This is a genomic window from Empedobacter sp. UBA6305 (genome assembly GCF_002440405.1).
Taxonomy (GTDB): Bacteria; Bacteroidota; Bacteroidia; order Flavobacteriales; family Weeksellaceae; genus Empedobacter; species Empedobacter falsenii_B.
In genome coordinates, this window is the sequence record NZ_DJTP01000013.1 from 18,055 (window position 1) to 44,225 (window position 26,171).

Consider the following 26,171-nt stretch of genomic DNA (forward strand, 5'->3'; position numbering starts at 1 on the left):
TTTTGTTATTGTTTTTTACCAATCATGGCTTTTAATTTCTTTTTTCGAGCTTGTTTTGTTTGAAATTTTTGCTGGAATTCTTGTGTTTTATTCCACATTTCTTTAATAACTTCTTGTTCTGGTTTATTAATAAGTTTCGCATATTCTTTTCCCATAATTTCTATCATTTCTTTTTGAGGAGTTAGACGAGAAAAATTTTTCATTCGAATATCAAAACTCATTGAATTATGAAAATTCATGCGATTTAAATCAACCAAATAAAACTCATATTGATTTTCTCCAACTTGCTTAATTAAAGTATTTCCAGGAGAATGATCCAAAAATTCAATTCCAGCTTCATGCAAATCAAATGTGAATTTTGTAAATTGTTTCAAGATTTCATTTCGATTTGAATAATTAATATCTAAAACTAATTCTCTAAAAGTTATTTCAGATGTAACTAATTCACAAAAATAATAACTTTTTAAAAATGAGATTGTATTAAAATTTTCGACATATGCGATTGGAGTAGGTGTTTTAAAACCTAAATCAATTAATTTATTAGCATATAAGAATGATCGTTCAGCTTTTGATTTTCTGAAAAATCGATATACAAATTTATTGACAATATTCGGAATTTTGAATGATTTAATCGTAGCAATTTTACCCGATTTTAATGTCTTTTTTTTGATAGAATTTCTTGTGCCTTTTGCAATATAATCGTCAATCAAGTCAAAATTGTCAATAATGGATTTGATTTCAGTTTGCGTAGTTTGATAATTATTATTTACGACAATTTTCTGTGTCATTTTTCAAAATATTATAATTAATATAGAAAAAATCTATATTTCATTTTAATCTGTCAAAGATATGTCTATTTTTGTTGAAAATAAGGACAACTTAAAACAAGTTTTTTAAAAATTTTAGAACCTAACTTATGGTAAAAAAAATTCTTTTAGAATCTCATAATCTAAAGAATCGTGCAACTGGTTTCGGAGTTTTTAATTACGAATTGATTAAAGCTCTTTCGAAATTAAATTTTGATGATCAAATTTATTTACTTTACAAAAAACCTGAAGATTTAAGGACTGAATTTGGTACTAAATTTCATTATAAAAAATATTATAGTTTAATGCGCAATCCGTTTTTCAGAACGCGTGAAAAGTATGATGTTTGGCACTCCTTAAATCAAAATATAAAAGTTGAACCTTGTCATAAACCAAAAAAATATGTTTTGACGATTCATGATGTTAATTTTATGGAAGAAAATTCGCTTGATTATAGTCCAAATCACATTAAATATTTTAAAGAAAAGATTAAGCGAGTAGATGTTATCACATTTATTTCTGAATATGCAAAGAAACAAACTATGCAATATTTTGATATTTCGGGAATAGAAAATACAATAATTTATAATGGAAATTCAATTTCAGAAATTATAAATTGTGATGATTTTCAATCTCCATTAGATATTTCAAAACCTTATTTTTATACGATTGGAGCTTTTCTTGAAAAGAAAAATTTTGAATCACTTGTAAAAATGATGAAATTTTTACCAGATTTTAATTTGATTATTTCTGGGAATTGTACGAATGCCTATGGTCAAAAAATAAAAGATTTAATTGCTAAAGAAAAATTAGAAAACCAAGTTTTTTTATCAGGTAAAGTTTCTGAACGAGCAAAGCAATTTTATATGCAAAATTGCGAAGCGTTCTTATTTCCATCAACTGGAGAAGGTTTTGGTTTGCCTCCCTTAGAAGCGATGAGCTTTGGAAAACCAATTATTTTATCTGATAAAACGTCTTTACCAGAAATTGGTGGAAAAGATGCGTTTTATTGGAATGATTTTGAACCAGAATATATGAAAAATGTAGTGGAAGATGCGTTAAATCAATACAATCAAAATTCAGATTATTTTATAGAAGCTTATATCAAAAGAGCTGGAAGTTTTAGTTGGGATAAAGCGGCAAATGAATATCTAAAGGTCTATGAAATCTAAAATCTATTTTGCGATAAATAATATTTCGAAGAAAATCGACTTCATTCAACTTTCCTATAATACCTTTGCACTCAAATTTATAAAACAAAGAAAATGTCAGATATAAACGAAATTGTAGCCAAACTAAAACAAGGAGAAACAATGCTTTATCCAACAGACACAATTCTTGGACTGGGTTGTGATGCGAAGAATGAGGCTGCAATCGAAAAAATTTATCAGATAAAAAATCGTCCTTCATCAAAATCGTTGATTATTTTGGTTGATTCTCCACGTATGTTACAAAATATTGTTGAGGTGCCAGAATTAGCTTGGGATTTGATTGATTTGAACGAAAAACCTCTTACAATTATTTACGATAATCCAAAAGGTTTACCACAATCGTTAATTGCAGAAGATAATACAATTGCCATTCGAATGACTGATGATTTGTTTTGTAAAAAAATCATCGGGAAATTAGGAGGACCAATTGTGTCTACATCGGCTAATTTATCAGGAGAATCTTCTCCAAAAGTGTTTTCGGAAGTTAATCCTACTATTTTAGAGCGTGTTGACTTTTATCCAGATGAAACAAAAACCTTTGTACCTCAGTTCACTGCATCAACGATAATTAAATTAGGTCTAGATAACGAAGTAAAAGTTATTAGAGAGTAGTTTTTTATTTCAAAACTTATACTTTTGCAGAATGAAAATCTTAGAAGCCGTATCAAATCCAATTTTTAGAAATGTAGCAGAAGTTGCTGATGAAATTAATCAAGAAACTTATGTGGTTGGTGGATTTGTACGCGATTATTTATTGAATCGTGGTCAGAAAAAGGACATCGATTTTGTAACAGTTGGAAATGGAATTTTATTGGCTAAAGAATTGGCTAATAAATTAGGACATACATCACAAGTTTCAGTTTTTAAACGTTTTGGAACAGCAATGTTCAAATATAAAGACACAGATTTGGAATTTGTAGGTGCGCGAAAAGAAAGTTATTCAGAAGATAGTCGAAAACCACATGTTGAAGACGGAACGTTGGAAGACGACCAAAAACGTCGTGATTTTACGATCAATACATTGGCAATTTCGATGAATAAAGAGAATTTTGGCGAATTAATTGATCCTTTTAATGGAGTAGAAGATTTGAATAATAAAATTATCAAAACACCATTAGAGCCGAATGTTACCTATTCTGATGATCCTTTGCGTATGATGCGTGCGATTCGTTTTGCAGCTCAATTGGATTTTGAAATAGAAAAAAAATCTTTTCAGGCAATAATTGATAATGCAGAACGTATTAATATCGTATCTTTTGAACGCGTAATGGATGAGTTTCAGAAAATTATGATGACTGACAAACCTTCGGTCGGATTATTGTTGTTGGAACAATCAGGATTAATGCAACATATTTTACCAGAATTGGTTGCGTTAAAAGGAATCGAAGAGGTTGAAGGTCAGAAACATAAAGATAATTTTTATCATACGTTAGAAGTCGTTGATAATATTTCTGTCAACACAGATAATGTTTGGTTACGTTGGGCAGCGTTGTTGCATGATATTGGAAAAGCTGTAACAAAACGTTTTGATAAAAATGTAGGTTGGACATTTCATTCGCATGAATTTGTTGGATCAAAAATGGTATTAAAATTGTTCAGACGATTAAAATTACCATTAGGACCGCAAGTAAAATATGTTCAGAAGTTAGTCATGATGAGTTCTCGACCAATTGCTGTTGTAACAGACGACGCTACAGATTCGGCATTACGTAGATTATTGTTTGATGCTGGAGAAGATTTCGACGATTTAATTACGCTTTGCAAAGCTGATATTACAACAAAAAATGAACGTAAACAAAAACGTTTCAAACAAAATTTTGAAGTTGTAGAACAAAAAATAAAAGATGTTGAAGAACGTGATAAAGTACGTAATTTTCAACCACCAATTACAGGTGAACAAATAATGGAAATATTTGATATTCAGCCAGGAAAAGAGATTGGAATCTTAAAAAATGCCATCAAAGAAGCAATTTTAGAAGGCGAAGTAGAAAATAATTATAATTCTGCATTAGAATTTGTAATTAATATGGGAAAAGATTTAAATTTGGAACCGAAAAATATTTAGAAAGTGATATATAAAATTCGTGTATTCCTTGATGCAAAAGAGGATGTTTTTAGAGACATAGAAATTAAAGAGAAGCAAACATTATTCACATTGTACAAAGGTATAATTAGTGCTTTTAGTTTACAAGGTGAGGAGTTGGCGTCGTTCTATGAAGTAGATGAAGATGGAAACCAAACAAAAGAAATTCCTTTAGAGGATATGTCTGATGATGGAACTGATGAAACAATGGCTGATTTTTATATCAAAGAAGCTTTTGCTAATCAAGGAGATCGTATGGCTTTTGTATATGATTTTATGGAAATGTGGACATTTGTGGCTGAATTAATTTCTGTAGAAGATAAACCAGCTGTTCTTAATTATCCATTAACGGTTTACCGTTTCGGTTCAATGCCTCTTAAAGCGCCTAAAAAAGACATGATGGTTGATTTAGACGATGAAGAAGATATTGATTTTGCAGAAGATGCTGAATTAAATGATTTACAAATCGACGAAGATTTAGACGTAGACGATTTATAAAAACTACAACTAATCAACTTATATATCAAAAAATCTGAATGGCAACATTCAGATTTTTTTTGTGCTATATATAAACCATTTGATAATTTTTTTACTTCCTCAACCAACCATTTTTCCGTAACTTGCATCTACTGATAAAAGAAAGAATCTATGAAACAGCTACTGTTTTTATTATTAATTTTAACCAATTCGATGCTTATGGCTCAATCCCCAACGATTGATCAAAAGTGGAAGGAAATTGACCAACAAATGCAAAATGGTCAATTCAAATCTATCCAACCAAAAATTGATGAACTTAAAACGTTATCAAAAAAGCAAAATAATCAACAAAGTTATCTGAAAGCTTTGTTTTATGAAGCAAAAATAAAAGTCGCAACTTCTGATGAAACAGATGATGTAAACTTCGTTTTTGATTTGTTTAAAAAGGATTTAGATGAAAAATCAATTGTAAATAATGCGATTGTTTATTCATATTTAGCTGAGTTATATCAATTGTATTACAACGAAAATCGTTGGAAAATCAATAGTCGTACAAATGTCGAAAATCAAGCTACAAATGATGTGAGATTTTGGACAGAAGATACTTTTAAGAAAACAATTAATGATTATTTTTCGAAATCAATTCAACCAAAAAATGAATTAATAAATGCAAAATCTCAAGATTATAAAATGATTTTGAATATTGCAAATGATAAGAAAAATGCGCAACAACAATTTGATTTAACGCCAACATTGTATGATGTTTTAGCAAGAAATTATATCAATTATCTGAATGAGAATGATGAAAAAGATAAAGCAAATCAATTGCTTTCTGATTTAGTTGAGATTAATAAACAAAAAAATAACGAAAATGCTGTTTTGTACAATGAATTGATTTTAATTGATTCAAACCGAGGTTCGACTTCGGTTCAAGAAATTATTAAACAAAAAGAATTTTTAGCAACAAAATATCCAAAAGCATGGTATTCGTCTTATGTGTATGCAACTTTAGCGACAGATTATTATGGTTTGCAAGAAGATAAATTGGCGAACGTAAATAAGATTTTTGAACTACAACAAAAAGTTGCGAAGCTTTATCCAAATTCGGAGGAATTAGAGAATATAAATAATTTAGTTTCGAAGATAAAATCGCAAGAATTAAGTGTACAAGCAGAGCGATATATTAACGAAAATCAGAATACACCAATTCAATTAACGCATAAAAATTTGTCGCAAGTTTTTGTGAGAATTTTCGCTTATAATGAAGGTTTTGATGGAAAAGATAAAATACAAGCGTTAAATGTTTACAACGAAAATAGAATTGCAGAAGCGCAAAAATTTCTGAATAGTTTAAAGGTTGTTGATCAATATGCAATTGATGTTAAATCGTTTGAAGATTATCAAAATCATTCGACAATTGTTAAATTAAATCCACTAAAATCTGGTCGTTATATTGTCCTTTTTTCGAATAATTCTGAATTCAGAATCAACACAAAAGACGATATTGATTATTTAGATGTAATGGTTTCGAAATATGCGATAAATTCTTTAAATGATAAATTGTCGGTTGTGAATCGTGAAACTGGAAAACCAGAAAGTAATGTTGCGGTTGAGTTTTCTAATTTGACAAATTATAATAAAAAGGAAACAAAAACTTTAACATCGGATAAAGATGGAATAATAACAATTCCTTCGGGCTGGAGAAATCTTCAATATCGTGTGAAAGACGAACATACTATTTATTCAACGTATTACTACGATTATGATCGTGATGATGAAGATGATGATTCTTCTGTCAAGATTTTCACAGATCGTGCGATTTATCGTCCTGGACAAACGGTTTATTTCAAAGGAATTTATTATTTATCGAAAGATAAAACTCGAAATATCATTCCAAATTCTAAATTGACGATTGCTTTATATGATGTTAACAATAAAGAGCTTTCTAAAATAGATTTAACAACTAATGAATTTGGATCTGTAAATGGAAGTTTTATTTTGCCAAGTTCTGCTTTAACAGGTAACTTTTCGATCAGAGCTATTAATGAAGACGGTTATTATTCATTCAAAGTGGAAGAATATAAACGTCCAAAATTCAAAGTAGAAATAGAGAAAAATAAAGGTGTTTATAGTTTAAACGACAAGGTAAAAGTAGAAGGAAAGGCGATTGCTTTTTCTGGTGCTAATATCGATAATGCTAAAGTTTCGTATCGTGTTTATCGTCAAGAAATTTTTACATTTTGGCCTTGGTATCGCTCAATTCCAGCAGGTCGTGGAGAACGAGAAGAAATTACGTTTGGAGATACAACAACAGATGCGGAAGGAAAATTTAACTTTGAATTTGTAGCAAAACCAGCTTCGGAGAAAAAGAAAGATGAGGTAAGAACCTACAATTATTTTATTGAAGTAAATGCAACGGATATCAATGGAGAAACGCAATCAGAATCTTCTTCCGTAAAAGTTGGAGACACAAGAATATCGTTAAATATTGCTATTTCTGAGAAAGCTAAAGTAGATGATTTGAAAGCTTTCAAAATTGAAGTGAAAAACTTGAATGATGAAAAATTAGATGGAAAAGGACACGTCGAAATTTATTCGTTAAATGCACCAAAAGAAATAGTTCGTCGTCAAAAATTTACAACAGATTATAATATTTATTCGAAAGAAGAATTCAAAAAAATATTTCCGAATGAACCTTATGGTGACGAAATGAATCCAAAAACGTGGACAACAAATCAAAAGGTTTTTGAAAGTGATTTTGATACAAAAATTTCTGATGAAATTAAATTTAATCAAGCTTCAAATTTAGAAGAAGGTTATTATGTTGTAAAAGGTTTTGTGATGGACGGAACACAAAAAGTGGAAGTGGATAAATTGATTTATGTTTCGAATGAAAAGAAAGCAAATGCAATTAAAACACTTTTAGCAGTTTCGCCTAATAAATTGACTTTCGAACCAAAAGATGTTGCAAAAATTGAGTTCAAATCGGGTTCTAAAAATACATTTGTGTATTATGAAGTAGAGGCGAATCAAACAATTATTGAGAAAGGTTTTTTGGATTTGAGTAAAAAATCTGTAGTCGAAATTCCAATTAAAGAAGAATATCGCGGTGGAATTTATGTGAATTATGCCATGACGAAATTCAATGATGTGCAAACAGGAAGTCTTAATTTGGCAGTTCCGTTTACCAATAAACAACTGAAAGTTACGGCTGAAGTTTTACGTGATAAATTGACGCCAGGTGCAAAAGAAAAATGGCAACTAAAAATTGAAGGACCAAATAAAGATAAAGTTTCAGCTGAGGTTTTAACAAGTATGTACGACGCTTCGTTGGATCAATTTGCGTCAAATTCATTAGATTTTAATGTGTATGATTTTACAAATTCAAGAAGAAATAACCCTTTTAATCTATATCAATTTTATATAACAAATCAATCTCGAGCAATTTATTATCGTACAAATTATGATTTTTATGCAAGAGGATATGCAGGATTAGACCTTAATTTATTTGATTTTGGTTTCAATCAATATCGCATGAATCGTATGATGATGAAGTCTGTTGCGCCAGGTGTAAAAATAAAAGAAGTATCAGAAAATGAAATTCATGTTGAGGTACAAATGGGGGCTGCTGCTGATGTAAGTTTAGAAGGTTCTGTTGTAACAGCTTTAGGAATTACAAGAGATAAGAAATCGTTAGGTTATTCAACTCAAGCAGGAGAACCTGGAGCTTCTGCAAATGTAACAGTTCGTGGAGTTTCTTCTGCCGAAATTTCAAATGCACTTTATGTTGTAGATGGAGTTGTGTATGATATAATGCCAGAACTTAATTCAGATGATATTCAGTCTATGAATGTATTGAAAGGAGAAGAGGCGACTGCTTTATATGGAGCAAGAGGAGCAAATGGAGTAGTGATTATTACAACTAAAAAAGAGGCAAACGCAACTTTAGATAATGTAAAAGCGCGTACAAATTTAAATGAAACAGCCTTCTTTTATCCAAACTTAAAAACAGATGCAAAAGGAAATATTATTATAGAATTTACTACGCCAGAAAGTTTAACAGAATGGAAATTTATGGCAATTGCACATACGCCAGACCTTAAAACAGGTTATTTGGAGCAAAATGTTCGCACGCAAAAAGACTTGATGGTTGTGCCAAATATGCCACGTTTCTTACGTGAAGGCGATCAAATTTCGGTTTCGTCTAAGATTAATAATTTATCAGATAAGGTATTAAATGGTTCTGCGAAATTGATGTTGTTTGATGCGTTTACCAATCAACCAATTGATGCACAATTCAAATTGACAAATGCAGTTCAGAATTTCTCTGTTGCAAAAGGAAGCTCGGATCAAGTGACGTGGACAATTGATGTTCCGAAAAATGTACAAGCAGTTGTGTATCGTGTGGTGGCTTCGGCTGGAGATTTTTCGGATGGTGAAGAATCGGCTTTACCAATTTTGACAAATCGTATGATGGTGACAGAAACGTTGCCGATTTATGTGAAAGAAGGTCAAAAGAAATCGTTCCAATTTGATAACATGATCAACAATAAATCGACTTCGTTAGATAATTTCAAATTAACATTCGAGATGACAACGAATCCGATTTGGTATGCAGTTTTCTCGTTGCCTTATTTGCGCGAATATCCTTACGAATGTGCAGAGCAAGTGTTCTCGCGTTTATATGGAAATATGATTTCAGAAAAAGTGATCAATTCAAATCCAAAAATTAAAGCTGTTTTTGATGATTGGAACAAAAAAGGTGAATTGAAATCAAAATTACAATTGAACCAAGAATTGAAAAATATCATTTTAGAAGAAACGCCTTGGATGAAAAATGCAGAAAGCGAAGAAGAGCAAATGAAGCAAATTGCAGTTTTATTTGAATTGAATCAAATGCAAACGGAAATGAAATCGGCTTTCCAAAAATTATCGGATAAACAACAATCAAATGGTGGCTTTGCTTGGTTTGACGGTGGTCGTCCAAACGAATATATCACAACGCATATTGTTTCTGGTTTCGGAAATATGAAGAAAATGGATGTGAATTTCAAAGCATTTGAAATAGATGTAAATCCATTAATCAAAAAAGCGATTCAGTTTATTGATGATGAGAATTTAAAACGTTTCAAAGAGTTCAAAAAAGATCAAAAATCATTCAAGGATGTTACGTATTCAGACGGTTTACATTATTTATATGCGCGTTCGTTTTTCTTAGAAGATTATCCGATGTCGAAAGAATTGGAAGAAATGAAAACAGCGATGTTAAAGAATCTAAATGATACAAAATTAGAGTTGTCGTTGCAACAAAAAGCAATGGCTGCAATTGTGATGAATCGTTTTGGAATGCAGTCTGCTGCTAAGATTGTAGTCAATTCGATCAAAGAAAAAGCAGTAGAATCGGATGAAATGGGTATGTATTGGAAAGAAAATCAACCGGGTTGGTTTTGGTATCAAGCGCCTGTAGAAACACAATCGTTGTTAATCGAAGCATTTGACGAGGTAACAAAAGATGAAAAATCTGTCGAAGAAATGAAAGTTTGGTTATTGAAAAATCGTCAAACAAATCAGTGGAATTCGACAAAAGCAACGACAAAAGCGGTTTATGCTTTAATGAATTTCGGAAAATCTTGGATAGATGCAGAGAAAGGAATTGAAGTGAAGATCGGAAATCAAAAAATTGATTTAGATAACAATGCGCAAGCTGGTTCGGGTTATGTAAAAACTTCTTGGAACAAAGAAGAAATTAAACCTGAAATGGGTAAAGTTGAAGTTTCGAAAACTTCTCCAGGTGTTGCTTGGGGAGCGATGTATTGGCAATATTTTGAAGATTTAGATAAAATAAAATCTGCTGAAACTGGAATTAAATTCAACAAGAAATTATTTGTTAAATCGAATTCTGCAAATGGTCCAATTCTGAAAGAAATTACAACGTCAACACCGATAAAAGTTGGTGATATTGTAACTGTTCGATTAGAGATTTCTGTTGATCGCAACATGCAGTTTGTACACATCAAAGATATGCGTGCAAGTGGTTTCGAACCTGTGAATGTACTTTCTGGTTACAAATGGAAAGGCGAATTTGGATATTACGAAAGCACAAGAGATGCTGCAACTAATTTCTTTTCGGATTACATGAGAAAAGGAACATATGTTTTCGAATATGATTTGAAAGCGAATAATGCAGGTAATTTCTCGAACGGAATTACATCGATGCAAAATATGTATGCACCAGAATTGAGTGCGCAAAGTGAAGGAATTCGTGTTGAAATTAAATAGATTTTAACTTGTAAGTTTAATAATAAAGGCAAGATTTTTAATCTTGCCTTTATTTTGGTTAAAAGATACCTAAGAGTTGGTGAACTCTTAAGCAAGAGTTTAGTAATTCCTGCTTAGCTTTCTTTTGATTTATGAGTTGCGTGAGTTACGAGATTAGTGTTTCGAATTTTACACTTTGTAAAACATATTACGTACAACTTAAAACGTTAAGCGTATCACATACAATTCAAGATTTTATTTATCTTTAAAATCAAATAACACTAAATGAAGAAAAGACTTCTACTCAATATTGTACTCATTCCTTTTATCGGATTTGCGCAGCTGCAAACCATTTTTCAATCTAAAATAGATTCGATTTACGAAAAAAATAAAAACGCTGTCGGAATTATTGTTCACGTTGAAGCACCAGAACAAAACATTTCGTGGAGTTATGCAAAAGGAGTTTTGGATATTAAAACCAACGAAATTTTAAACAGCCAACAACCGGTTTTAATCGCAAGTAATACCAAACCTTATGTAGCTGCTGCAATTTTGCGTTTGGTAGAAAAAGGTCAAGTTAGAATTAACCAATCGATCAAGAATTTATTGTCTAAGAAGACTCGTCAATTGCTCGAAAAAGATGGTTATGATTTGAATACGATAACAGTCAAACATTTGTTGTCGCACACTTCTGGAATACAAGATTATGTCGATGATGCGTATTTTGAATTAGTTAATCAGCGACCGCAATATAAATGGACGAAGGAGGAACAAATAAAACGAGCAATGGAAATCGGAAGTCCACAAAAAGTAGGAGAAAAGTTTAGTTACGGTGATATCAATTATTTGCTTTTAGCAGAAATTATTGAACAAAAAACGCGTCAACCATTTTACAAAGTAATTCGAGATTTGTTAAAGTATAAAGAATTAGGTTTGACACAAACGTGGTTTATCGATTTGGAGAAATATCCTTCGAAAACACTTCCGCTTGCGCATCAATATGCAGATAAATACAAGTGGGATTCGTATGATTTAGATCCTTCGTGGGATTTGTATGGTGGTGGTGGAATAGCTTCGACAGCGAAAGAATCGGCTCTGTTTTTTCAGTATTTGTTTGAAGGGAAAATTATTCAGAATAAACAAATTTTGGATTCGATGTCAACATATGTTTTACCTTCGGATCAATCGAAATATTGTTTGGGAATTTATCATTTTGATATGGGATTCAATGCCTATTATCATGGTGGTTGGTGGGGAACAGATGTGATTTATTCGCCAGAAACTAATGCGACAATTACAGTTTTTATCTTGCAAAAAGGGTTTCAACATATCATTAATCCTTTTATTGGAAAAGAATTTCTGAAGTTGTTGATGAAGAAGAGTTAGAATTTTGAATAATTTTCTCATAAGATTTGACATTTTTTTAATTCATTCTAAGTATAAAACTTTCTAAATTTGAGGCATGAAAAAATCAATACTTAGTATATTTTCTGCAATTGTTTTAACGTTCTCAGTTACAGCAAATGCACAAGAAATCGAAGAACAAATCGTAATCGAAAATCGTGTAAATGATGCCAAACAACAAGATAAACCTTATGTTATCTTGATTTCGGCAGATGGTTTTCGTTATGATTATGCTCAAAAACATGAAGCTAAAAATCTATTAGCTTTGGCTAAAAATGGAGTGAAAGCAGATGCCATGTATCCGTCTTTTCCTTCTGTTACATTTCCAAATCATTATACAATTGTAACTGGTTTAACACCTATTCATCATGGTTTGGTAGGAAATAATATGTTAGACAGAGAAGTTGGTGATCGTTATTTATTGGGAAATAGAAATGCAGTTATCAATCCGAAATGGTACGGAGGAACGCCAATCTGGAACCTTGCAGAACAGAACAAAATGTTAGCTGCTTGTTACTATTGGCCAGGTTCGGAAGCGCCTATTAATGGTATGTTCCCAACGTATTCGTACAAGTATTCGGAAAAATCACCAATTGATTACCGTATTCAGCAAGTTGTAAATTGGTTGGAGTTACCAGCTGAAAAACGTCCACATTTAATTACGTTTTATTTTCCGGAAGTAGATCACGCAGGGCATTCTTTTGGTCCTGATGCACCTGAAACAAAGGAAGCTGTACAATTTGTAGATCAATCAATCAAGAAATTGAATGATGAGGTTGCAAAAACAGGTTTGAAAGTGAATTTTGTTTTTGTTTCTGATCATGGAATGACAAGAATTGATGATGAAAATCCATTGAAATTGCCAATTAAAATTGATGAATCAAAAGTACAAGTTGCTTCAAATGGTTCTTATGTAAGTCTTTTTGTAAAAGATAAAAATGATATCGAATCAATTTACAAAGAAATAAAAGCAGTTCAGAATAATACGTTCGAAGTGTATAAAACAACAAATGTCCCATCTAAATATCATTTTGATAAAAAGAATGATCGATACAATCGTATTGGAGATATTATTTTGATTGCACATGCTCCAAACTATTTCTCAAACAAAAATGCACCGAAAGGTTCGCATGGTTTTTATGTAAAAGAAACGCCAGAAATGAAAGCGACTTTTATGGCTTGGGGACCAAATATTAAGTCTGGTAAAGAGATTAAAGTTTTTCCAAATACAGAAATCTATCCAATGCTTGCGAAGATATTAGGTTTACCAATTCAAGAAAAAATTGATGGAACAAATCAATTAGCCAATAAAATTTTGGTGAAATAATTTAGATTTTACTCAAAATACAAAGCCAACTTATTAAGAGTTGGCTTTTTTTGTTATTGAATTTTCATTGACTTATAAGAATTCGTCATTTTGAATTTATTTTTTCTTAAAATTCAGATTTGATATAATAATAGCAAAAATAATAACGGCGATTCCTGTCCATTGTATTGCGAGTACTTGTTCATGTAAAAGCACAAAAGCCATGGTTACTGAAACGGGTAATTCTAACGAAGAAACAATACTTCCCAAACCTAATCCTGTGTGCGGAAAACCTTTGTTTAAAAGAATAGGAGGTAAGACAGTTCCGAAAATTGCCAACGGTAATCCCCAAGTATAAAAAATGCTAAAATTGAATGCATGAATTCCATTTACATCATTTGAAAAGTTGTTGTAAAAGCTCATTAAACCATCAAAGTAATAAGGTCCGATTTGGCTAAAAAACAAAAATAGAGACACAATAATAGAACCTCCAAAAAGCATCCACAAACTTTTTTTATAAGCTGGTAAATAATTGGCTAAACTATTCGATGTAAACATGGTAGTCGTAAAAGAACAAGCTGCTAAAAATCCCCAAAACAATCCTTTAGGATTTAACTCGACTTCTTGGTTGATTAAATTTGTTGCCAAAACAGTTCCAAATAATACCAAAACCATTGCAATTAATTTTTTGGCAGAAGGAAATTGTTTTCCCAAAATACTCTCAACCAAAATACTAATCCAAACCGTTTGCATCAACAATACAATTGCGATTGACACATTGATATATTGTACCGCTAGATAGTAAAATAAACTTGTGAAACCTAACGAAGTTCCAGCAAGAATCAACCTTTTTTTATCTTTTTGTTCAATCTTTGGTAAATCTTTTTTACTCATCATAAATAAGTTGATGATTCCCAAAATCAAAATTCCTAATACAAACTGAGAAGTTGTTACCTCGGCAGTCGTATAGCCTTGATCGTATGCAATTTTTACAAATGTTGCTAACATTCCGTAGAAGCTAGCGCCCATTGCAACGAACAAAACTCCCTTCAAAATACTTTTATTTTCCATAATTTTTTACGCAAAAAAACGGCCTGATTAAATTTAAAATCAAGCCGTGCAAGTTACTTTATTTTTTCTGACTAAAAAAGTCCGTTAATTTCTCCTTCTATTTTATTGAAAATGAATCCTAAATCTTCTTTATTTTCAACAAAATCTAAATTATCCACGTCGATTACCAACACTTTTCCTTCTTTATAATTCGAAATCCACTTGTCGTATTTCTCGTTTAGACGATTCAAATAATCAATACTAATCGAATTTTCGTAATCGCGACCACGTTTCTGAATTTGCGAAACCAATGTAGGAATTGAAGCTTTAAGATAAATCAATAAATCTGGTGCTTCTACAAAACTTGTCATCAAATTAAAAACACGTAAATAGTTGTTATAATCTCTTGTAGACAATAATCCCATATCGTTCAAGTTACTCGCAAAAATATGCGCATCTTCGTAAATTGTACGATCCTGAATAATGTCTTTTCCGCTTTCTCTAATCTCTTTTACTTGATTAAAACGGCTTCCTAAGAAATAAATCTGAAGATTGAACGCCCATTTTTCCATGTCGTTGTAAAAATCATCCAAATACGGATTCATTTCTACATCTTCAAACTGAGCTGTCCAGTTGTATTGTTTTGCTAAAAGGTTTGTTAGAGTAGTTTTACCTGCTCCAATATTTCCGGCTATGGCGATATGCATTTTCCAATTATTTTAACGTTTGCAAATATACTAAAGCTTAATTTTCAAAACAAAATCTAAGCTAGCGACTCATAGAAAAATCTTTTTTTAGAAAAAAATTATTCCGATTGATTTATGAATTTTTATTCAATTATAAATTAAAAATAAATAAGGATTAGTAATTAGTTTTAATTGATTAAATAGTTTATTATTAATTATTTGTATTTAAAATAGTATAAGTGTAAATTTTATTTTCGACCAAAGTATAAAGATTTTTTTCGCTAAACGCAAAACTTTTTACATTTTCTAAATCGATAAAAGTCGTCAAATTTTGATTAACAATATTTTTTGATATTAGTTTATTGTCATTTATATAGAAAATAACATCTTTATAAAAATAAAAAGGTTGCTGATTGGTGTCAAATTCAAAATTAGATTTGAAATTTCCATAATCATCGTAAACATAAATTGTTTTCTGACCTTTTAAATACACCAAATTTTTGTACACATGTATTTTATCGATTGATTGATCATTATACTTCAAATAAATTTGTTTTGATGTCAGAATTGGTTTTTGTAACTGATAATTATAGTAAACAATTTTATTCCCGATTAAATCATAAAACCAACAAAATTGCGTGTCAACAACTTTTAATGCTGCAGGCATAAAATCGTTAGATTTAATCTTTACAATATCCTGAATAGGATTCAAATCTTCGTCTAAAATAGTGAGTTGATTAAAATTTGAATACACATAAGCTCGAAGTGGATTATTGACATCAACTGAAGTAATAATATTTTTGAGATCAATACTTTTGTTCTTTTTCGACTGAAATATTTTTTCAATTCTAGTATCTGAAATCAAATAAATCGAATTATTTAGATCAGTATCAATTGATTTGATTGTTTTATTTTCAATCAAAACTGAATCTTTTAACTCAAACTTTTGAGAAAAAACAGTGATAAATGCAGAAACAAAAATAATTGAAAAAATGGTTTTCATTTACTTGAAAATTACTTCATAACCAAATCTACAAATTGAGAGTAGGATTACCAAAATAAATATGTATCGAATAAATTTATTCCCTTTGTTGATGGCTAATTTTGCTCCAATAAACCTCCTAAAGCGTTGCAAATAGCCATTGGTAAAGCTATTTTCCAGATAATTTGCCCTTTGATTAAAAACAAACAAATCGAACCAAAATTAGTTGCTAAATTGATCAGTTTTGCATTAGTATTAGCTTTCAAAAAATCCATACCAAGAAGTGTTACGAATCCCAAAATAAAGAAAGTTCCAGTTGCAGGACCAATAAAACCATCGTAAAAACCAACTGCAATACTCACAATACAACCATTGATAATCGCAATGTGGTAAGGAATTTTACGCTCGGTTGCTTGTCCAAAATCTTTCTTGAAAATAGTGTAAATGGCTAAAACAATCAAAATGATTAACAAAACAGGCTTCATAAAATCATTATTGATAACCGTTAACAATTGTGATCCTAAAAAAGCAGAAACAAATGCGCATATAGCCATAATCGTGAAAAGTTTCCAATCTATTTTTACCTTTTTTAGATATTGTGAAGTTGCTAAAGCTGTTCCACTAAATGCTGGAATTTTTAGCGTTCCGATTACTGTTGAAACAGGTAAATTAGGTAAAAAAGCAAGTGATAATGGCGTTTGTATTAATCCACCACCACCAACAATAGAGTCGATGAAGCCAGCGCAAAAAGCTGCCATGCATAAATAGAATAAAATCTCGATTTCCAAAACTGAAAAATTTTGGCAAATGTATAAGAGAAATAATAAATAATGAAGGAATTATTAAAAATTGTAGCCACGATGAGACTCGAACTCATACTGTCAGAACCGGAATCTGATATTCTATCCATTAAATTACGCAGCCAAAAGTTTTGCAAATATAGATAAATAGACTATTTGAGTTGAATATTTTGTCTAAAATTTCGGTGTTGGGTTGCGGTAAAATAATCTCTGAAAATTTGATTGATTTCTTCATTTATTTTTGAAGCTTTAATTCCAAGTTGTGGATAAATTTCAATGATAAATTGAGTGATTTTCTCAACAGTTTCTATTCCAAATGAATGAATTTCAGTTTCGATTTCTTCTGAAATAGGAGAATTATTTGTCAATAAATTTTCTATTGTTTTAGCAAATTCAATAGTTTTCGAAGTTGATTTAATAACGAAATTATCAAAATTAGTTTGTTTTTGGTATTGAATAATCTCTAAACTTTTTTCGATAAAATGTTCTGCCATTCCAAGATAATTTACCAATAAAGTTAAATCAGCAAAAATTCGGAAAGGTATTTTTTCGACCAAATCATCACTATAAAATTCATTATAAATAAAACTATAATCTTGATGAACGATTTCATTTTCTACTTCAAAACTATGAGAAGATGTAGCAACCATTCCCATTGATTTCCAAGTTGAAATTAATTTAACTTGAGATTTATTTAAAATAAATGACAAAAACTTTGGTTCACCATTTTTATCCAATTTCTCTTTTCCATCTTCGATTATTTTCGCATTTAATGTAAAATGAGTGAGGTAAGGAGCGCCAGTTGCATAATGCCACAAACCGTTTATGATATATTTATCTCCAACTTTTTCAGCAGTTCCACCAAGCATTCCGCTTCCACCAAAACACGTTTTTTGTGATGAAAATAAATTATAAGCAATATCGGGTTTTAGATTTCGAGAAAAATAATTTGCTCCACTACAAAGAGTTATAAACCAACCTAAACTTCCGTCAATTTTAGCAACTGATTGAAGAATTTTTAATCCTTCAGAAAAATGTAAGCCAAGTCCATTGTATTGTTTCGGAACCCAAATATTCAACCAATTTTGAGTATAAATATGATCGAGAACTACTTGATTAAAGGATTCTTTATTCAATAATTCTTTTTGAATTTTGGGAATATCAAGCATTATTTTCATTCAAAATTTTTCTCCAATTAAAATATCCAGAAATCGCCACACAGAATAAAATCAACGATAAAATAGCATATAAATACAAATCTTTGTGAATCATTAATGGAATTGAAATAATGTTACTAATATTCAACAAAATCCAATTTTCGAGTTTACGTTTTGCCATTAACCACATACCAGCCCATGCAAATGCGCTTACGATTGAATCCCAAATTGGAACGTCAGAATCGGTGATATGTGTAAGTGTTAAATAAAAAATGGTAAAACTACTTAAAACAATTCCTGAGACAACTCCCCATTCTTTTTTGTTGGTTATCGTAATTTCAATTTCGTGTTTTTGTTGTCCAAATTGCCAATATAACCAACCATAAATGCTCATCACTAAATAATAAATATTAAGAGTGAACTCGGCATATAGCTTAGAATTGAACATAACGAAAAGCGATAATGTAATTCCTGCAATTCCAAATAAATAATTTTTTGGATTATTGAATCTCGCCAATACGACTTGAAAAATAGAAAATGTGACACCTAGCCATTCAAGCCAAGTTGTGTGTAAAATAATTTCCTTCATCATAATTTGTTTTGATGAGGAGATAGAAGTTATTGCTAACATCAATTCCTCCGCCAGCATTATCTGGATCAGGTATAGAACAAAATTGTTCTTGGGTATATTCTCAGCTTTTTAGCACCCCATTGAAAGGCAAAGATGAAAAGTTTTGATGAGTTTTCCTAATTAATAATCAAAAAAGCTTTCTCNNGAGAAAGCTTTTTTGATTATTGTATTTTTTATATCAAACCAAATTGCTTGAAATGATGTGTAAAATGTTTTTTATGAAATGTTTTCCAATCTTCGTATCCAATATCATTTAAAACAGGATTGACAATTTTAGCATCAGGATTTTCTGTGAAATATGAATTGAATTTATCAATTTCTTGTTCTAATTTTTCTATTGCAGCTTCTAAAGAATGGTAACGTAAATCTAGTAAACCTTCCATTCCATTTGCTTTTATCCCCTTTTGCATTTCATGATCAGATTCTAATAAAAAGGATTTGTATTGGGGTATTTGCTCTGCAGGAATTCGACAAGGTACTGTTAAACCTCCATTTGAAATTTTAGTGGTTACAATCAAATGTTCAACCATGTGTTGAGGTGTCATAATTCCCCATTCTGGCTGTTGATCTACTTTTAAACTTTTTAGTTTAGAAATAAGACTGGCTTTATCTTCAAAATTTAAAAACATATTTTTTCTGTGAAGTTAGTTAGTCGTATAATAATAATCAATAAAATTCAAGATTTATTTTGTTAATTGTTCAAGCCTTTTTATATAAGCGTCTACAAAATTCTGAATGAAACTTGTTGTGGTTATAGAGTTCTAATTGTCCAATCTTAATAACTTTAAGGGTATATCCTTCGGTTGTCATTTTAATTAAGTTCTTTGAAATCTTTCTAGAATTTGCTTCTTTTCATAGACTTCCCATAAAAGTCCAATTGTTTTTTGAGTTTAGTTATCTGATTTCATTTTAAGAAAGTTTATGTAAAAATTTTCAATGAATTAATTATCATTTTTAATGAATATCGTATAAGAAAAATGTAAATTAGTATTGTATTAAATGAAACAAATGATAAATATTCAGCCCAATTTAGAAAATGATTTAGTAGAACTTCAACCGCTCAACGATAATGATTTTGAAGCGCTTTATTTAGCTGCTTCAGACCCGAAAGTTTGGGAACAGCACCCAAATAAAAATCGTTGGAAAAGAGATGTTTTTATGAATTTTTTCGAAGGTGCAATTCAAAGTAAAGGTGCTTTCAAGATTATTGATAAACAGACAAATCAAGTTGTTGGTAGCTCTCGTTTTTACGATTATGATGAGCAAGATTCATCTATTTTGGTTGGTTATACGTTTTATTCGACGAATTGTTGGGGAAAAGGTTTTAATCCGTCTGTTAAGAAATTAATGTTTGATTATATTTTTCAGTTTGTTGACAAAATTTATTTACATGTTGGCGCTGATAATGTACGTTCGCAAATTGCAGTAGAGCGTTTGGGTTGTAAAAAAGTGAAAGAAGAACAAATTGAATATTTTGGAGAAGAGCCAAAGTTAAATTTTATTTATCAGTTGAATAAAGTTGACTGGTTTAAGTAATTGATAATTAAAACTATTTTTTGAGGACAGATTTTTTATGTCCTTTTTTTGAAAAAAAACTTAAAAATATGATTATGTTTTTCGTAATAAAATATACTTTTACTGAAGTTTTCATAATAATGAATGAGTAATATTACATTAAACCCAATTTATGAAAAGATTATTGATGACTTATCAAATCAAAAATACTCTATTTCAGACTTTTTTTTCTCAACAGAGGAAACAAAGCAACTTCGCGAAGCTATAATTCGAAAAGAAAATAAAAAAGATTTTCATCAAGCTGCTGTCGGAAGTTCGGTTAACGAACAAATTATAAAATCAATCAGAGGCGATAAAATCAGATGGATTGATGAAGAAAATAAAACAGAAACGGAAGAAATTTTTTTCTCAAAAATCAATGATTTTATTGACTATCTCAATTTAACATGCTACATGGGCATTGAGGAAAGTGAATTTCATTACGCTATTTATCCCGAAGGGACATTTTACCAAAAACATGTTGATGCTTTTAAGAATGATGATAGACGCACACTTTCTATTGTATTGTATTTGAATGATGAAGAGTGGAAAGATGAATTTGGCGGACAATTGACCTTGTATTTGGCAGATGAAAATAAGGCTGAAAAAGAATTAGATATTTTACCTCTTGCTGGTCGTTTGGCTGTTTTTGATAGTAAAACTATTCCGCACGAAGTAAAAACTGTTAATCGACCAAGATATAGTATCACAGGTTGGTTGAAAACCAGAGGAAATATTTTGACATATTTGTAATAAAATCTGTAGTTGCTTCGAGATTTCAATTTCTATTTACATTAGATAAATATTGGCATCAATTTGAACGATTTAGACAATAAGAATCAAAAAAACTCAACCAATTGGTTGAGTTTTTTTGATATGTTATTAAAAATATAATTAAGCTTCAAAGAATTCTGCTACATAACGTTCTGCGTCTAATGCAGCAGCACAACCAGATCCAGCAGCAGTAATTGCTTGTCTGTAAACAGAATCTTGCACATCACCAGCAGCAAAAACACCTGCTACATTTGTTTTGTACGAACGATCTTGCGTGATTAAATATCCCGTTTCGTCCATATCCAATTTCCCTTGGAATAATTCTGTATTTGGTTTATGTCCAATCGCGATAAAAACTCCATCAACGATTAATTCTTTTTCTTCGTTTGTAACATTGTTGATGATTTTCGCTTTTTCAACAACATTGTTTCCTTCCAAACCAATTAATTCGTGGTTATATAAAACCTCTAAATTATGTGTATTTGCAACACGATCTTGCATCGCTTTAGACGCGCGCATTTCCTCTTTACGAACCAATAAATAAACCTTGTTACAAAGTTTTGATAAGTAAGTTGCTTCTTCAGCAGCGGTATCACCACCACCAACTACCGCAACATCTTTACCGCGGTAAAAGAAACCATCGCAAGTTGCACAAGCTGAAACTCCGCTACCAGCGTATTTAGTTTCATCATCTAAACCTAAATATTTCGCAGTTGCACCTGTCGAAATAATAATAGAACGAGCTTGGTAAGTTCCATTGTTCGATTTTACAGTATGTACATCACCTTCTTTTTCTCCAAAAGTTACTTCCGTTACATATTCGTATTTTATTTCAGTTCCAAAACGCTCTGCTTGTTTTTGTAAATCAGCCATCAATTCTGGTCCTGTAACTGCTTCTGGATAACCTGGGAAATTCTCAACATCCGTTGTTGTTGTTAATTGTCCACCTGGCTCCATACCAGTTAAAATCAAAGGATTCATGTTCGCGCGTGCAGCATAAATTCCCGCTGTATAACCCGCAGGTCCAGATCCTATTATGATAACATCTCTTACGTTATTTTCCATTGTGTTGTTTTATTTTTTTACAAATTTAGTATTTCTTATTTATTTTTCTCGATTCTATAAATAGATGAAAATTATAGATTCATAATTTTATACACTAATTCAATTAATAATTGGCTTGGCGTCACATTTCCAGTAGTTCCAACACCTTTTCCTTTCAAATCATATTCACGTATAAATGAGATAATTCTCGTAGCTTTTTTTAGCGGATAATTACTTGCAGCTGTCATCATTCCTTGTACAAAATACGGATTAATTCCTAATACTTTCGCCAAATTTTGCTTCGATTTATCTGGCGTAACATGTATTTGAATGATGTTTGTAAACAGATTAAAAATTGTTGTGATTGAAACGACGTACGGATTATCCTTCGGATTTTTCTCGAAATATTTAATGATTTTGAATGCTTTTTCGATGTTCTTCGTTTCGATTGCATTGCGAAGTTCAAAAACATTATAATCTTTACTAATCCCAATATGTTCCTCAATATGATTTGGTGTGATAGTTTTATCCGCGCCAACAATTGTAAAGAGTTTTTCTAATTCATTGTTCAAACGAGATAAATCTGCTCCGACATACTCCGTCAACAAAAACTTTGCTTTTGGTTCAATCTTAAATTGATTAGCTGCAACTTTTTGTTCTATCCAAGAAGGTAACTCGCTTTCATAAATCTTTTTGAATTCGTGGTAATACCCTTTTTCATTCAGAACTTTATAGATTTTCTTGCGTTTATCAAGTGAATTTCCTTTGTAATTGATGATTAAAACCGTCGAATCTTGTACTTGATTTGCATACATTTCCAACTGATCTATCGAACGGCTAAGATGTTGCGCTTCTTTTACAATCACTACAGATTTTTCTGCACCCATCGGGTATTGACGCGCCATTCCAATCAATTGTCCAACTTCTACATCTTGTCCATAAACTATTGTTTGGTTAAAACCTTTTTCTTCTTCTGTTAAAATATTTGCTTCCAACAAATCAGTTACCTGATCGATGAAAAACGGCTCGTCGCCCGCCAAGAAGTAAATCGGTTTATAGTTTTTGTTTTTTATATCTTTGATCAAAGATTCTACAGGACTCATACAATGACTGAATTAGTACAATTAAATTTTTCCGAAAAATACCAAATAAGATTGAAACAAGCCCAAGATAAATTGTATATCTTTTGTTTGATTCGAAAAAAATGGTTGGTCTATACGCCCGAAGAATGGGTTAGGCAACACGTTCTGAATTATTTAATCAACGATTTGGGTTATTCAACTTCGGCGATTGCGTTGGAAGTTGCAATTGATATTACAGGAATGCGAAAACGTGCAGATATTGTCGTTTATCAGCAAGAAAAACCATTTATTATGGTGGAATGTAAAGCGCCGAATATTGCAATTTCGCAAGCAACTTTTGATCAAATAGCGCGTTACAACATTGTGTTAGGTTCTCAATTGTTGATGGTAACAAATGGTTTGAATCATTTTTATTGTATGATGGATTTTGTTCAAAAAAGATATAATTTCTTGAAAGAGTTGCCGAAGAAAGGATAATTTGAAAATGAGCTAATGTGTTGATGTGAAAATTTGTCAATTCGAGCGATTTTAATGGATCTTGACTACGTTTCAAACGTAGCTGACCACGTCCCGAACGTAGTCGACGTGGTTCTGAAGCAAGCTGATTACGTTCCGAAGTAAGCTAGCTTTGTATTTTAGTAAGCTGATGAGGTTTTATACCTAGTTGATTACGTCCAGAACTTAGCTGACAATGTCAGGAACGTCAAATTTGGGGTTAGGTTACCTCGTTTTCTTGGTTCGTAACCAAGCCAGCTTGGTAAAAGAGACCGTCAACTTAGTAAATTTGGAAGCTGACTAGGTTCAGAACGTCGTCAGCTAAGTGTTTAAGTAAGTTTGCTGAGTAAATTAGGTAGTTAGCTTAGTGTATTACATGGAAAATGTAGTTTATTTTGTGAAATGGTTTAACTTTATTAACAAAGAAGTAATTTGTTTAATCCTTCAAGAAGAAATAGAAATATAGGTACTGCCAAACAGGGTTTTAGTAAGAATAATAAGTTGACGATTTCTACTCCATATGGTAGTTACCAATCTTTTTATGAAAAACTAACAACTTATAAAAAAGAGAGTAGAATTATTAATAATCATGAATTTGTGTTTGTAGTGGAAGATACAAGACTAAATTCTGTTCACGCATGTTCAATAAATGATATTGTAAAAATTATTTCAAATATACCTGTTGAGGATTATGGAGAATTAAAATTTATAGTTTTGAGACAACCAAAGCGAAAGGAGCAAATTATTTCGAGTGTTTGGGGAAGATTAGTTTATTTATACGAATTCGAGAAAGAAGATTTTCCTGCTATTATTTTAGAATCTATAGATAAAGATTCACAATTAATTTGGAGTAAAAAGCTATCAGTTGATGAACGAAAAGAATTCGAAATACTTAAAAATGATGGACATATATTTGAAGAAAGTAATAAATATTTTACATCTAAAATAGAACCTGAATTTGCAAGAAATACACAGTTATATAGAACATTACTACACGAATTTGGTCATTATGTGCATTATTTAGAACAAGTAGAAAAACCAGGTCATGAGGATGAAGAATTTGATGAATGGGAGAGACGAAATGATATTCATGTAAATCTTCCGAAAAAGGAAAAGGAAAAGTTTGCGAATAATTACGCAGATAAAATAAAATCCGAACTGATTAAAAAAGGAGTGATACCATTTCATTTAAACCATTATAAAAACGAAAACTAATTTAATAATGAATGAAGAAATAGAATATACACTAAATAAATTATTATTGAATGCAAGTTTGTATTCAATTGAATATTCGGGTATTTTATCGTTTAAGTTTTCAATTAGTAATAAATCAATTTATTATGATAAAATTGTTGAAGTAATAATAGAATTTGTATCTGGATGTAAAATATTTAATAAGATTACAAATTTTAATATTGATAATAATGAATTATTTGAGTTAGTGTCATTGGATATTTCGAATGTTAAACTATTTGATGATAAATTTTTAGAAATTTATATTGATGATAGATATATTATTAGAGCTTTAGAAGATAATTTTGTTTTGAATGATGTTAAATGGATTATTAAAAACAAATTAAATAATTATAGAATATTTTATGATGGTTATAAAATAGAAACTATAGATTTAATTAAATAACAAAAGCCACTCTGCGAGTGGCTTTTACATTACTAAAAAATATCTAAAGAATTAATTGTTTTATAACCAAGTTACAACGCCTGAATCTACACAGTAGTTTGCACCTATTATCTTGATTTTCCCTTCTTTTTCTAAGGTGTTCAAGGTTGTACTTTGGTTACGGATATCTTCTATTGTTTGTATAACGTTTTGGTGATTTAATCTTTCTAATAAATCTGCATTTTTAGAAGAGCGTTCTTCACCATCTTTTATAATTTCGTCGATAATTGGATTGAAATGATCAACCAAATGACACAAATTATTCATTCCAGTTTTGTGAATCGCTTCAGCATCTAATCCGCCTTTTAATGCGCCACATTTAGAGTGCCCTAAGACAACAATCAATTTAGAGCCAGCCACATTTGTTCCAAATTCCATCGAACCTAAAATATCTTGATTAACGAAATTACCAGCAATTCGTACACTAAAAATATCTCCTAAACCTTGATCGAAAATAAGTTCCGCAGAAGTACGGCTATCAATACAGCTCAAAACAACTGCAAACGGCCATTGTCCCTCTCTTGTGTCATTCACTTGTGAAAGTAAATCTCTGTTCGCTTTTAAATTTTGAACAAATCTTGCATTTCCTTCTTTTAAAAATTCTAACGCTTTATCTGGAGTTGTTGTTGCTTGAGTTTCTGATGTATGTGCTTTCATTATATTTAATTTTATTGTGTGTGTTTTAATTTTTAT

At 30.8% G+C, this 26,171-nt stretch carries 22 protein-coding genes, 1 tRNA gene and 1 pseudogene; 12 read left to right on the plus strand and 12 right to left on the minus strand.

What is annotated here, in order from left to right:
* Positions 1-5 precede the first annotated feature (5 nt).
* Complete coding sequence (locus tag B3M86_RS03320; RefSeq protein WP_286496133.1) at positions 6-788, minus strand: lipopolysaccharide kinase InaA family protein; 783 nt, start codon at positions 786-788, stop codon at positions 6-8.
* Between the two features lie 128 nt (positions 789-916).
* Here B3M86_RS03320 and B3M86_RS03325 point away from each other — a divergent pair, with 128 nt between their 5' ends.
* The 7 genes from B3M86_RS03325 to B3M86_RS03355 all read left to right on the plus strand — a co-directional run bounded on the left by B3M86_RS03325 (position 917) and on the right by B3M86_RS03355 (position 13,566).
* Positions 917-1,978: a glycosyltransferase family 4 protein gene (locus B3M86_RS03325; protein ID WP_125350144.1), complete on the plus strand. Its 1,062-nt coding sequence runs from the start codon at positions 917-919 to the stop codon at positions 1,976-1,978.
* A gap of 93 nt (positions 1,979-2,071) precedes the next feature.
* Positions 2,072-2,629: an L-threonylcarbamoyladenylate synthase gene (locus B3M86_RS03330; RefSeq protein WP_286496134.1), complete on the plus strand. Its 558-nt coding sequence runs from the start codon at positions 2,072-2,074 to the stop codon at positions 2,627-2,629.
* Between the two features lie 31 nt (positions 2,630-2,660).
* Positions 2,661-4,082 (plus strand): CCA tRNA nucleotidyltransferase, encoded by a 1,422-nt coding sequence (locus B3M86_RS03335; protein WP_286496136.1) that lies wholly within the window; start codon positions 2,661-2,663, stop codon positions 4,080-4,082.
* Positions 4,083-4,085: 3 nt separating this feature from the next.
* The gene (locus tag B3M86_RS03340) at positions 4,086-4,598 is read left to right on the plus strand and encodes an IS1096 element passenger TnpR family protein (RefSeq protein WP_038333549.1); all 513 of its coding nucleotides are present in this window, start codon (positions 4,086-4,088) and stop codon (positions 4,596-4,598) included.
* 150 nt (positions 4,599-4,748) lie between these two features.
* Entirely contained in the window at positions 4,749-10,856 is a 6,108-nt protein-coding gene (locus B3M86_RS03345) for an alpha-2-macroglobulin family protein (RefSeq protein WP_291053594.1), read from the plus strand.
* Positions 10,857-11,120: 264 nt separating this feature from the next.
* The gene (locus B3M86_RS03350; protein ID WP_286496138.1) at positions 11,121-12,221 is read left to right on the plus strand and encodes a serine hydrolase domain-containing protein; all 1,101 of its coding nucleotides are present in this window, start codon (positions 11,121-11,123) and stop codon (positions 12,219-12,221) included.
* Between the two features lie 76 nt (positions 12,222-12,297).
* Positions 12,298-13,566: an ectonucleotide pyrophosphatase/phosphodiesterase gene (locus tag B3M86_RS03355; RefSeq protein ID WP_219034738.1), complete on the plus strand. Its 1,269-nt coding sequence runs from the start codon at positions 12,298-12,300 to the stop codon at positions 13,564-13,566.
* 96 nt (positions 13,567-13,662) lie between these two features.
* On the opposite strand, the gene B3M86_RS03360 is transcribed toward B3M86_RS03355, so the two are convergent.
* The 8 genes and pseudogenes from B3M86_RS03360 to B3M86_RS03395 all read right to left on the minus strand — a co-directional run bounded on the left by B3M86_RS03360 (position 13,663) and on the right by B3M86_RS03395 (position 19,480).
* Positions 13,663-14,616: an EamA family transporter gene (locus B3M86_RS03360; protein ID WP_219034739.1), complete on the minus strand. Its 954-nt coding sequence runs from the start codon at positions 14,614-14,616 to the stop codon at positions 13,663-13,665.
* Positions 14,617-14,687: 71 nt separating this feature from the next.
* Positions 14,688-15,302: a deoxynucleoside kinase gene (locus tag B3M86_RS03365; protein ID WP_038333632.1), complete on the minus strand. Its 615-nt coding sequence runs from the start codon at positions 15,300-15,302 to the stop codon at positions 14,688-14,690.
* A 190-nt stretch (positions 15,303-15,492) separates the two neighbouring features.
* Entirely contained in the window at positions 15,493-16,284 is a 792-nt protein-coding gene (locus B3M86_RS03370) for a hypothetical protein (protein WP_221854784.1), read from the minus strand.
* Positions 16,285-17,051, minus strand: a pseudogene (locus tag B3M86_RS03375) (sulfite exporter TauE/SafE family protein).
* Positions 17,052-17,115: 64 nt separating this feature from the next.
* Positions 17,116-17,187, minus strand: a tRNA-Arg gene (locus tag B3M86_RS03380).
* 28 nt (positions 17,188-17,215) lie between these two features.
* Entirely contained in the window at positions 17,216-18,241 is a 1,026-nt protein-coding gene (locus B3M86_RS03385; RefSeq protein ID WP_291046102.1) for a hypothetical protein, read from the minus strand.
* The gene (gene pnuC, locus B3M86_RS03390; RefSeq protein WP_219034749.1) at positions 18,225-18,812 is read right to left on the minus strand and encodes a nicotinamide riboside transporter PnuC; all 588 of its coding nucleotides are present in this window, start codon (positions 18,810-18,812) and stop codon (positions 18,225-18,227) included. Before pnuC ends, B3M86_RS03385 begins: the two co-directional genes overlap by 17 nt.
* Before the next feature lie 212 nt (positions 18,813-19,024).
* A complete protein-coding gene (locus B3M86_RS03395) occupies positions 19,025-19,480 on the minus strand; it encodes a hypothetical protein (RefSeq protein ID WP_219034742.1) in 456 nt (151 codons plus the stop codon).
* Between the two features lie 370 nt (positions 19,481-19,850).
* Between B3M86_RS03395 and B3M86_RS03400 the strand changes: the two genes are divergently transcribed.
* Complete coding sequence (locus B3M86_RS03400) at positions 19,851-20,387, plus strand: GNAT family N-acetyltransferase (protein WP_306822322.1); 537 nt, start codon at positions 19,851-19,853, stop codon at positions 20,385-20,387.
* 123 nt (positions 20,388-20,510) lie between these two features.
* The gene (locus B3M86_RS03405) at positions 20,511-21,158 is read left to right on the plus strand and encodes a 2OG-Fe(II) oxygenase (protein ID WP_219034743.1); all 648 of its coding nucleotides are present in this window, start codon (positions 20,511-20,513) and stop codon (positions 21,156-21,158) included.
* Positions 21,159-21,299: 141 nt separating this feature from the next.
* Here the strand turns inward: B3M86_RS03405 and trxB are convergent, their stop codons facing one another.
* Positions 21,300-22,244 (minus strand): thioredoxin-disulfide reductase, encoded by a 945-nt coding sequence (trxB, locus tag B3M86_RS03410; RefSeq protein WP_221854545.1) that lies wholly within the window; start codon positions 22,242-22,244, stop codon positions 21,300-21,302.
* Between the two features lie 71 nt (positions 22,245-22,315).
* Positions 22,316-23,326: a DNA polymerase III subunit delta gene (gene holA / locus B3M86_RS03415; protein ID WP_219034745.1), complete on the minus strand. Its 1,011-nt coding sequence runs from the start codon at positions 23,324-23,326 to the stop codon at positions 22,316-22,318.
* 3 nt (positions 23,327-23,329) lie between these two features.
* On the opposite strand from holA, the gene B3M86_RS03420 reads away from it, so the two are divergent.
* The 3 genes from B3M86_RS03420 (at position 23,330) to B3M86_RS03430 (ending at position 25,439) form a co-directional block, all read left to right on the plus strand.
* The gene (locus B3M86_RS03420) at positions 23,330-23,782 is read left to right on the plus strand and encodes a type I restriction enzyme HsdR N-terminal domain-containing protein (RefSeq protein ID WP_221854544.1); all 453 of its coding nucleotides are present in this window, start codon (positions 23,330-23,332) and stop codon (positions 23,780-23,782) included.
* Between the two features lie 519 nt (positions 23,783-24,301).
* A complete protein-coding gene (locus B3M86_RS03425) occupies positions 24,302-25,015 on the plus strand; it encodes a hypothetical protein (RefSeq protein ID WP_286496142.1) in 714 nt (237 codons plus the stop codon).
* Between the two features lie 7 nt (positions 25,016-25,022).
* Positions 25,023-25,439, plus strand: a complete 417-nt coding sequence (locus B3M86_RS03430) for a hypothetical protein (RefSeq protein ID WP_286496144.1) — start codon at positions 25,023-25,025, stop codon at positions 25,437-25,439.
* 60 nt (positions 25,440-25,499) lie between these two features.
* Here the strand turns inward: B3M86_RS03430 and B3M86_RS03435 are convergent, their stop codons facing one another.
* Positions 25,500-26,135 carry a carbonic anhydrase gene (locus B3M86_RS03435; RefSeq protein WP_280051755.1) on the minus strand — a complete coding sequence of 212 codons (636 nt, stop codon included), beginning with the start codon at positions 26,133-26,135 and terminating at the stop codon, positions 25,500-25,502.
* Positions 26,136-26,171: the final 36 nt, after the last annotated feature.